This window comes from Filifactor sp. (assembly GCF_057248345.1).
The window spans coordinates 1-10,294 of sequence record NZ_DBHIIC010000047.1 but is presented as its reverse complement, the minus strand read 5'-3'; the positions used below and the strand labels follow the sequence as shown (position 1 = coordinate 10,294).

At 31.6% G+C, this 10,294-nt stretch carries 8 protein-coding genes and 1 pseudogene; 6 read left to right on the top strand and 3 right to left on the bottom strand.

Annotated elements, in window-relative coordinates; genetic code table 11:
* Window positions 1-503: 503 nt before the first annotated feature.
* Together ACO5GE_RS07045 and ung are read left to right on the top strand one after the other, a co-directional pair.
* Window positions 504-2,123 (top strand): DEAD/DEAH box helicase, encoded by a 1,620-nt coding sequence (locus ACO5GE_RS07045; RefSeq protein WP_484830213.1) that lies wholly within the window; start codon window positions 504-506, stop codon window positions 2,121-2,123.
* Window positions 2,124-2,143: 20 nt separating this feature from the next.
* Window positions 2,144-2,818, top strand: coding sequence for a uracil-DNA glycosylase (gene ung, locus ACO5GE_RS07040; RefSeq protein ID WP_484830212.1), 675 nt, complete (start codon window positions 2,144-2,146; stop codon window positions 2,816-2,818).
* Window positions 2,819-2,926: 108 nt separating this feature from the next.
* On the opposite strand, the gene ACO5GE_RS07035 is transcribed toward ung, so the two are convergent.
* The 3 genes from ACO5GE_RS07035 to ACO5GE_RS07025 form a co-directional block, all read right to left on the bottom strand.
* Window positions 2,927-4,216: a bifunctional folylpolyglutamate synthase/dihydrofolate synthase gene (locus ACO5GE_RS07035; RefSeq protein WP_484830211.1), complete on the bottom strand. Its 1,290-nt coding sequence runs from the start codon at window positions 4,214-4,216 to the stop codon at window positions 2,927-2,929.
* Between the two features lie 23 nt (window positions 4,217-4,239).
* Window positions 4,240-5,013 carry a glutamate racemase gene (gene murI, locus ACO5GE_RS07030; protein ID WP_484830210.1) on the bottom strand — a complete coding sequence of 258 codons (774 nt, stop codon included), beginning with the start codon at window positions 5,011-5,013 and terminating at the stop codon, window positions 4,240-4,242.
* Between the two features lie 483 nt (window positions 5,014-5,496).
* Window positions 5,497-6,939 (bottom strand): nicotinate phosphoribosyltransferase, encoded by a 1,443-nt coding sequence (locus tag ACO5GE_RS07025; protein ID WP_484830209.1) that lies wholly within the window; start codon window positions 6,937-6,939, stop codon window positions 5,497-5,499.
* Between the two features lie 279 nt (window positions 6,940-7,218).
* On the opposite strand from ACO5GE_RS07025, the gene ACO5GE_RS07020 reads away from it, so the two are divergent.
* The 4 genes and pseudogenes from ACO5GE_RS07020 to scfB form a co-directional block, all read left to right on the top strand.
* A complete protein-coding gene (locus tag ACO5GE_RS07020) occupies window positions 7,219-8,664 on the top strand; it encodes an aminotransferase class I/II-fold pyridoxal phosphate-dependent enzyme (protein WP_484830208.1) in 1,446 nt (481 codons plus the stop codon).
* Between the two features lie 65 nt (window positions 8,665-8,729).
* Window positions 8,730-8,861: pseudogene (gene scfA, locus ACO5GE_RS07015) on the top strand (six-cysteine ranthipeptide SCIFF); the annotation flags it as partial.
* Window positions 8,862-8,870: 9 nt separating this feature from the next.
* The gene (gene scfA / locus ACO5GE_RS07010) at window positions 8,871-9,011 is read left to right on the top strand and encodes a six-cysteine ranthipeptide SCIFF (RefSeq protein ID WP_484830214.1); all 141 of its coding nucleotides are present in this window, start codon (window positions 8,871-8,873) and stop codon (window positions 9,009-9,011) included.
* Between the two features lie 94 nt (window positions 9,012-9,105).
* The coding region (gene scfB / locus ACO5GE_RS07005; RefSeq protein ID WP_484830207.1) for a thioether cross-link-forming SCIFF peptide maturase at window positions 9,106-10,294 on the top strand (1,189 nt) is incomplete at its 3' end.

The following is a 10,294-nucleotide window of genomic DNA, read 5'->3' as shown; positions in this document are numbered from 1 at the left end:
CCCGTCCTTCCTCGGTGGTAGGTTGCTAGATTTTACTGGTAACAGTAAAACGAGATAGATGACTGCACACGACAGAACTCGGCTTATCGGTTTGCCTTTGTTTATTATGAAATAACTTTTTACAATTTGGTGAATTTTAAAATCTTCTAATTGTATAGAATTAGGAGATTTTTTAATGATTACAATATTTTTAATAGAACTATCTATTGAAACAAAGATGTCTTGTAGACGTAAATTATAGGAAATATGTATGTTATTTAATGTGCATAATTGACTAGTAATATGAATTGTAGCAACACATAGATTAAGTTGGTTGGTTAAATATAAAATGTCAATTAAGAAAATGCTTCACATTGATGGTACGACAACTGGTAACATCTGTGTTTCTAAAGGATGAAGTAGAATTCTGGATTTTTTCTGAATAGAAATTAAATTAATTCTATAAAATAAAAAGATATTTCATAAAGGGAGAATAAGTGTGATAGAAAAAAGAAAGGAATGAAATGAAAAAATTTACAGAATTTAATATTTCAAAAGAAATACAAATGGCGTTAGAACACTTAGGTTTTGAGGAGTCAACAATCATCCAAGAATTAGCAATTCCAATTGCAACAGAAGGAAAAGATTTGATTGGTCAATCTCAGACAGGTACTGGAAAAACTTTTGCTTTTGGAATCCCTATTTTAGATAATATTTTGCAAAATAATAATCATCAGATTCAAGCTTTGGTTATTTGTCCTACTAGAGAGTTGGCAGTCCAAGTTTCTAATGAATTTGATAAGTTGACAGCCTTTACAAAAATTAGAAATATTGCTGTCTATGGTGGAGAATATATTGACAAACAAATAAAAGGACTAAAAAAGGATGTTCAGATTGTTATTGGTACTCCGGGAAGAATATTGGATCATATTGAGAGAAAAACAATTAAGTTGGATCATGTACATTTTGTAGTATTGGATGAAGCTGATGAGATGTTAGATATGGGATTCATCGAAGATATTGAAAATATTTTGAAAGAAACTAATGAGGATAGACAAACAATGCTATTCTCAGCTACTATGCCGGCAGAAATATTGTCCCTTTCAAAAAAATATTTAAAGAATCCTGAAATGATTCGAGTAAAAAATAAGACAATGACAGTAGATCAAATAGAACAAATTTATATGAAGGTAAAAAATGTTGATAAATCAGAAGTTTTGAGCCGAATTCTACAATTAGAGAGTTCAAAAAAAGCGATTATTTTTTGTAATACAAAAAAAATGGTAGATGAGCTGGTTGTGGATATGCAAAACAGAGGATATGCTGTAGAAGCCTTACACGGTGATTTAAAACAACAAAAGAGAGATATGGTGTTAAATCGATTTCGAGAAGGTCAAATCAGCATGTTAATTGCAACAGATGTTGCTGCAAGAGGATTGGATATTCGGGATGTTGATTTGGTAATTAATTATGATTTGCCAATAGAAGAAGAACAGTATGTTCATAGAATAGGTCGTACCGGTCGTGCTGGTGCCAGCGGAAAATCTTATAGTTTTGCATATGGTAGGGACATGGAACGATTGAGAAGAATCGAAAAGTACGCAAAATGTAAGATAAAAGAAGAAGCGATTCCTCGATACGATAAAGTAAAAGAGAAGATTATCTATCAATATATAGATGGTATTAGAAGTCAAAAAAATAGTTCTGATTTAGATTTTTACTTCAATTTAGTTTCTGAAATGAAACAATCTGGGGTTAACTTAGAAGCTTTTTTGGCGATTATGATGAAAAATACTTTAAATCTTCAAAATAAAGAAAAAATAGATTATCGTGCGTATGAACGAGATAGAATTAAAGCGATATCTGGACAGAAGAAAGAAAAGAAATCTAAGAAATTTTCCAAAGAAAAAGGAATGGTTCGTTTTGAATTAAATATTGGTAGGGTAGATAGAGTAGGACCTGCAGATATTGTATCTTCTGTTGCAAATCGATGTAAAATTCCTGGAAAACATATTGGTGCAATTGATATATTATCAGATGTAAGTTATTTTGATATTAAAGAAGAATACGCCAAGATAGCTTCAAAACATTTAAAACAAGTGAATATCAGAGGGAAAAAAGTAACTGCAAAACTAGTGAAATAAATGTTTGGAGGGATGTCATTTTGGTTAATTTTGGAAACCGGTGGGATTTTCTATTAAAAGATGAGTTTCGGCAAGAGTACTATCAAAAGCTGAGATTATTTTTAATAGAAGAGTATCGAACAAAGACAATTTATCCGGATATGTATCATATTTTTGATGCTATGAAAGTAACGGACTATGATGATGTTAAAGTAGTTATTTTAGGGCAGGATCCATATCATGAACCTAGACAAGCACATGGTATGGCGTTTTCTGTGCAACCTGGAGTTCGTATTCCACCATCATTGTATAATATATATAAGGAGTTGTGTAGCCAGTTGGGATTAACGATGCCGAATCATGGTTATTTGATGAAATGGGCAAAACAAGGAGTACTACTCTTAAATACAGTTCTTACTGTGGAACGGGGCAAAGCAAATTCACATAAAAATTTAGGTTGGGAACATTTTACCGACAAAGTGATTCAGTTGGTAAATGAAAAAGAAACGCCGGTTGTTTTTTTACTTTGGGGGTCAAATGCTATTACTAAATTAAAGATGATTGATCAAAAGAGACATTTAGTATTAACATCACCTCATCCAAGTCCACTTTCTGCATATCGTGGTTTTTTTGGAAATGAACATTTTCTTAAAACAAATGAATTTTTGAAAATAGAATATAATCAACAGATTGACTGGCAGATAGATGATGTATAGTAAAAATAAAAAAACTTCTTAGTGAAAAATACTAAGAAGTTTTTTCGTAAACAATAATATTCCAGCTTAGAACAAAAAAGAAATAGTATATCGTTGAATGTTTTCTCCTTACATTGATAAGCTTTTTATTTTCTTAATTAAAATAGGACGAATTTCATGAGACAAATAAAGGGAACCACACACGATAAGAAGATCTCCTTCGTGCAACATGGAAAATCCAATATTGACAGCTTCCTCTAACGAGGATGATTGTGTTACATTATCACAATAATTCTTTGCAAGATCTGCAAGTTTTTTTGAGGAACAAGCTCTAGGATTGTTAGGAGATACTGCAATAAAATAATCAGAAAGTTTCGCAGTGTTTTCAAGTATTTTATCAATATTTTTATCTTCCAGAACACCCATTATCATCTTGATAGAAGTGTTTGAAATTGTTTCTAAAGTCTTTTTCAAGGCGATAGCTCCTTCTTCATTATGAGAACCATCCAAAAGAATCATTGGATATTTAGAGAGTAGTTCCATACGAGCTGGTATGAATGTATTTTCAATTCCATATTGAATGGATTCTAAAGAAAGAGAAAATCCCATTAAATTTAATTCTTTCGAGGCTGTAATTACCAAAATAGCATTATAGAGTTGTATTTCACCCAATAAAGATTTCTTATAGGAAATATTGTCATAAGAAAAATCACAAACTCCAAACAAACGACTATTAAATTTCAAAGATTTACAATCAGGTTGTATCAATCTACTGTTTATGGATTTGCATTTCTTTTTTAAAATGTGAAGTACTTCTTTTGGTAAATTAGGATAAACAATTGTTGTAGAACCTTTAATAATACCGGACTTCTCTTTTGTAATTTCTTCAATTGTACTTCCCAAAATATTTGTGTGGTCTAAAGAAATGGAAGTGATGATTTGTAATAGTGGAGGAGGAATGATATTGGTAGAGTCCAAAGTTCCACCTAAGCCAACTTCCAACAAAACAATATCGCACTTTTGTCTGAAGAAAAACTCGAAAGCAATTGCAGTCAATATTTCAAATTGTGTCGGAGGATCATTATTAATTGTAGATTGTTCAGCACAATGATATACATACTCTGCACATTCAGAAAAATTTTCTTCTGAAATCATGTGCATATTTACCTGTATACTCTCACGAAAGTCCAAAATATAGGGACTCGTGAATAAACCTGTCTTATATCCACTGTGGGATAAAATGTTGGAAAGCATATAGCAGGTTGACCCCTTTCCATTTGTACCTGCTACATGAATGAATTTTAGTTTATGATGAGGGTTTCCCATACAATTTAATAAGCGTTCGATTCGAACAAGGCCAAGTTGAATTCCTAATTTTCCAAGTTGTTCAAAATGTAAAATTGCTTCTTGATAGGTCATAAAAACTCCTTTGATATAAATTGCTAAAGTGTGTAGACGTCTTCTAAACGAGACAGATATGTTTTGACTTCCTGTAATTCTTCTGAAGTACTCGGAATTCCGGAAAAATAGAATTCTATAGATTGTATGCTACTTTTTGTATTGGGTGCTTTTCTAAGAAGCTGCTTGATTGTTCCTTCGTTTCCATCTATAAATTGTATTTTTTTAGAAAAAATCCTTTGGAATGAGGGTTTAAAATAGTTAAAATGTGTACAACCTAACACGATAGCAGAATAATTTACATAAGCATATTGATTAAGTGCGCTTCTAATATATTCATCTACTTCTATGGAATCAAATTGCTTAAGTTCCGCAAAATGAACCAATTTCGGAAGAGCGATTAAATCTGCTTGATGATATTTATCAACACGATTTAAAAGAAGACGCAATTTATTACTTTGAATAGTTATTGGTGTTGCAGCAACTAAAATTCGTTGTTGTTTTTCCGTATATGTTTCAACTGCTTTTTTTACCGCAGGCTCCATTCCTATGATAGGGAAGGGAAATTTATCTCGATATTCTTTTGTTGCTACACTGCTTGCCGTGTTACATGCAATGACAACGATATCTACTTTCTTAGAAATAAAAAAATCCATAATTTCATCGATAAAATTTTGAATTTCAAAAACGGATTTTTCCCCATAGGGAACATTTTTTCTATCAGCATAGTAGATAAAATTTGCATGTGGAATTACCTTGAGTGCATGGTGTAGAACTGATAGACCACCAATGCCTGAATCAAAAATACCTATATTCATAATTTTATCCTTCTTTGAAAAAATAATAATTTAATTGAACGTTGCAAATAGTTAAAATATACACAAAATATTATATCACATTACAACTGTGAGTAACTCTTATTTTGAAAAATAATCTTTATAAAAATACTAAAATTTTTATAGTGACTCAAAAACTGAACTTTATATTGAGATATAAAATGCTGTTATTATATTAAACTATATATGATTACAAGTTTAATAAAATTTTCCATGGCTATTATTTTTTACGGTTTGGTAGGAAATGAGTATGTAATTGATGGAAGCTATGAATTAGTTATGAAATAGCAATGATATTAATGGATTATAATAGAGGATACCGTACATAATATAATCAGTTATATCAAAAAACAGATGATAGTATGATGATTTCTAAAGAATCTTTATATCCATGAAAAATGCCTATCCTTTAATTTGATAAATTATAAGTGATAGGCATAGTGTTTTATTAATTAAGCTATTTCGTTAAACATCACGGCGGTGTCTTTTTTGGTCAATTAGTGTATTTTTGATATTCCAAAGTTCTTCAGATAAGTCAACTTTGTATGGCTCCGGATTGCTAAGACGCAAATATTGTGGCCATAATGAATTTTTTTCAGCAAATGCATAGTCTCTATATTCCAAAACAGTCTTCTTTTTACGAACACATTTTCCGTCGATAAATAAAGGTTTTAGCAATTCTTTTAAATAATAGTTTTTGTATGTTTTTCTTTTCCAACTATAAACAGGATGGAAAATAGTTAGTGGCTTAGAAGTGTCTATATTTTCATGATCAAGCATAATTAAGTCAGCCTCTGCTTTATCATTTTCTTTATTGTATATTCTAATAATTTTTTTATAACCTGGGTTTGTAATTTTTTCAGGAGATTCTGAAATTTTAATTTTCGGTTTAATCAAACCATCTTTTTCTACTGCAACTAATTTATAAACCCCACCTAAAGATGGCCAATCACTGGAAGTGATTAATTTGGTTCCGACTCCCCAAGAGTCAATTTTTGCTCCCTGTAACTTTAAATCTATAAGAGTATACTCATCTAAGTCATTTGACGCAGTGATTTTTACATTTTCAAAACCGGATTCATCTAGACGTTTACGTATCTCTTTTGATAAGTATTCTAAGTCTCCTGAGTCAATACGAACTCCTAATGGTTCATGTCCTGATGCTCTCATTTCTTTAAATACTGTGATTGCATTAGGAAGGCCACTTTCTAATGTATCATAAGTGTCGATTAGTAGAATTGTTTTATCAGGATATGTTTTTGCATAAGAACGGAATGCTTCAATTTCAGAATCAAATTTTTGAATCCAACTGTGTGCATGAGTTCCCATGACTGGAACATTGAATAGTTTTCCAGCTAAAACATTTGAAGTTCCTTGTGCTCCTCCAACAATTGCAGCTTTTGCTCCATAAATACCGGCATCCGGACCTTGTGAACGACGTAGTCCAAACTCCATCACTATATCATCTTTCGCGACTTGGCAAATTCTGGAACTTTTTGTAGCGATGAGTGACTGAAAATTAACAATACATAAAATTGCTGTTTCAATAAACTGTGCTTCAACAGCTTTTGCTTTTACTCTTAAGAGGGGCTCATTAGGAAACATAACAGAGCCTTCTTCAACTGCATAAATTTCTCCAGTAAATTTGAAGTCTTTCAGATAATCTAAAAAGTCATCACAAAAAATATCTAAACTTCTAAGATATGTAATATCTTCCTCTTCGAAATGAAGATTTTCAATGTAATCAATAACTTCATCAATTCCGCATACAACTGTATATCCGCCACGACTTGGATTTTGACGAAAAAACACATCAAATATCATAGTTTCTTCATGTGTATTTTCATTGAAATACCCATTCATCATAGTAAGTTGATATAAATCTGTTAAAAGTGTTAAGTTGCGCATAATAATTTGACACTTCCTTATAAGTATTCTAAAATATTGAAAATGAACAATTGAAAACATTATAGCAATGTTTTATGAAAAATACAAGGAATTCTCCTTATGACCAAGAGAAATATAATTATTAGTTGATAACATTTGATATGGATATAATTTTTATTTCCTATTAAGCAATGATAGTTTATATAAGTTAAGAGATGTAATTTTTGTGATAATTTACAGCAAAAATTAATTTGAAAATCTTAATAAAACTAAAATGAATATGAAGAGGTGAGTATTAGAATGATATTAAATAAATTACAATTTGAGAATAAAAATAGGATACCTATGCATATGCCGGGACATAAAAGGAATCTATCATTATCGAAGAAAGCAGGTTATTTATCAAAATTAGGTGCAGATTGTGATATTACAGAAATTGAAGGTTTTGATGATTTACATGATGCAAATGGAATTTTAAAAGAATCTATGGAAAAAGCCTCTCATTTGTGGTCTTGTGAAGAAACTCATTTTTTAGTCAATGGAAGTACAGTCGGGATATTGTCTGGAATTTATGCAGCAACAAAACCTGGAGATAATATTTTGGTTGCTAGAAATTGTCATAAATCTGTGTATCATGCTATTGAAGTCTTTGGGCTAAATCCCATTTATTTATTGCCCGAGATTGATGAATTGACCGGAAGTTGTGCAGAGGTTTCTTACAAAACGGTAGAGGAAATATTATATAATTACCCAGAAATTAAGTTAATTGTTATAACCAGTCCAACTTATGAAGGAATTATTACAGATGTAAGAAAAATCGTAGAGGTTGCACATCAAAAAGATATTCCTGTTATGATCGATGAGGCGCACGGATCTCACCTAGGTTTTGGATATCAATTTCCAAATAATTCGATTCAAATGGGAGCAGATCTTGTAGTACACAGTTTGCACAAAACACTTCCTAGCTTGACGCAAACCGCTGCTATTCACAGAAACAGTAATCGAATTTCAAAAGAGAGATTACAAAATGCAATTTCCATTTTTGAAACCAGCAGTCCATCTTATTTACTGTTAGCATCAATTGATGGATGTGTGGAATTGTTGCTAAGTGAACGAGAATCACTTTTTTCTAACTGGAGAAAAAGTCTAAATGTATTTAAAAATAGGATTGGAAAGATGCAGAACTTGGTTTTGTTAGAAAATGAAATAAAAAAAAATCGAAAAGTACTATATGATGATAGTAAAATTGTTATTTCTTGTAAAAATACAAATTTAAGTGGAGTGGATTTGATGAAACTTCTTAGACAAAAGTATCATATTGAATTGGAGATGGCATCTATTGATTATGTGGTGGCTATGACAGGGATGGGCGATACAGAAGTTGCAATGGAAAAATTCGCAGAGGCTTTGTTGGAAATAGATGAATTATGTGATAATAGAATTTTTGAACAAAAGTCATTCTCTCAATTTACAATACCAAAAAAATTTGAGAATATACGAAACGTTGGATGTTATAACAGCAAATTCGTCACACTTGAAAAGCTTTGTCCCGGATTAGTTTCAGCAGAATATATTTGGGCATATCCTCCTGGAATTCCACTTATTGTTCCAGGAGAATGTTTTGACAGTGTTTTAATTTCAAACATGACATATTATCAAAAGAGTGGAATTTCATTAAAAAGTAGTATGGGAAGATTCCCAAATGAGATTTATACAGTTGAACTATTGAAAAATGATAGGATTTAATGTAAAATGAATGCGAAATGTATTTATAAAAAATATGATAGAAGAGGATAAAGGGGTATTCAGTTATGAAAAGAATTCAAACATTAAGTACAAGAAATTTAAGACAGAGTATGATGACTGGTGGATGTGGAGAATGTCAAACATCTTGTCAATCTGCGTGCAAAACGTCTTGTGGAGTAGCAAATCAACCTTGTGAAAGCACAAGAGTGAGTAGAATCAAAACGTTGAACACAAGAAATTTACAACAAAGCATGATGACCGGTGGATGTGGAGAATGTCAAACATCTTGCCAATCTGCATGCAAAACATCTTGTGGAGTAGCAAATCAACCTTGTGAACAACACTAATATTGTTTCAAGCAAGTTGTATTATGGAACCACCGGCATTTTACCATGAGACAAGAGCCGGTGGTTTTTTTATATGTAATTAAGAGGGGGAAATATGATACATCAATATAAATTGAATGGTTATAATATTGTGATTGATACTTACAGTGGTTCTGTACATGCAGTGGATGAAGTAGCATATGATATTATTGAGCTTTATGAGCAAAATGATAGGGAGAGTATTGTTGATATAATGTTACAAAAATACGCTCATTTGAATTTATCTAGGAGTGAAGTGGAGGATTGTTTAGAAGATATTGAGTATTTAAAAGATTCCGGCCAATTGTTTTCCGATGACATTTACCAAAATGCGACATTGGAAATGAAATCAAGTAATGTAGTAAAAGCTATGTGTCTTCATGTTGCACATACTTGTAACCTCGCTTGTGATTATTGTTTTGCAAAACAAGGAAAATATCATGGCAAGGATGGATTGATGACATTCGAGATAGGAAAAAAAGCTTTAGATTTTCTAATTGAACATTCAGGAACAAGAACCAATTTAGAAGTGGATTTTTTTGGAGGAGAGCCGTTGATGAATTGGGAAATTGTAAAGCAATTGGTTGGTTATGGACGTAGTCTAGAGAAAGAGAAAAAAAAGAAGTTTCGATTTACACTGACAACAAACGGAGTGCTTTTGAATGATGAGATTATTGAATTTGCAAATAAAGAAATGCATAATGTAGTGCTGTCATTAGATGGACGAAAAGAGATTCATGACCATTTTAGAAAGAATCTCGCAGGAAAAGGAAGTTATGATTTGATAGTTCCTAAATTTCAAAAATTCGTAGAAAGTAGAAATGATACCGGCTATTATGTTCGCGGTACTTACACGCATCATAATGTTGATTTTACAGAGGATATTTTTCATATGTCGGATTTAGGTTTTACACAGTTAAGTATGGAACCTGTGGTTTCTTCCCCACAAGATGGTTTATTGGATTCCTCAGCATTAACAGAAGAAGATTTGCCGAAACTATTTGAACAGTATGAAATCCTAGCTAAAGAGATGATTAAAAGAAAACAACAAGGCCGATGTTTTGAATTTTATCACTATATGATTGATTTAGAAAATGGGCCATGTGTATATAAAAGAATTTCCGGTTGTGGTTCAGGAAAAGAGTATTTGGCAGTAACCCCATGGGGCGAGTTATATCCATGTCATCAGTTTGTAAATGATTCTGATTATTGTTTAGGAAATTTAGATGATGGAATTCTAAAACCTGAATTGGTAGAAGAATTTG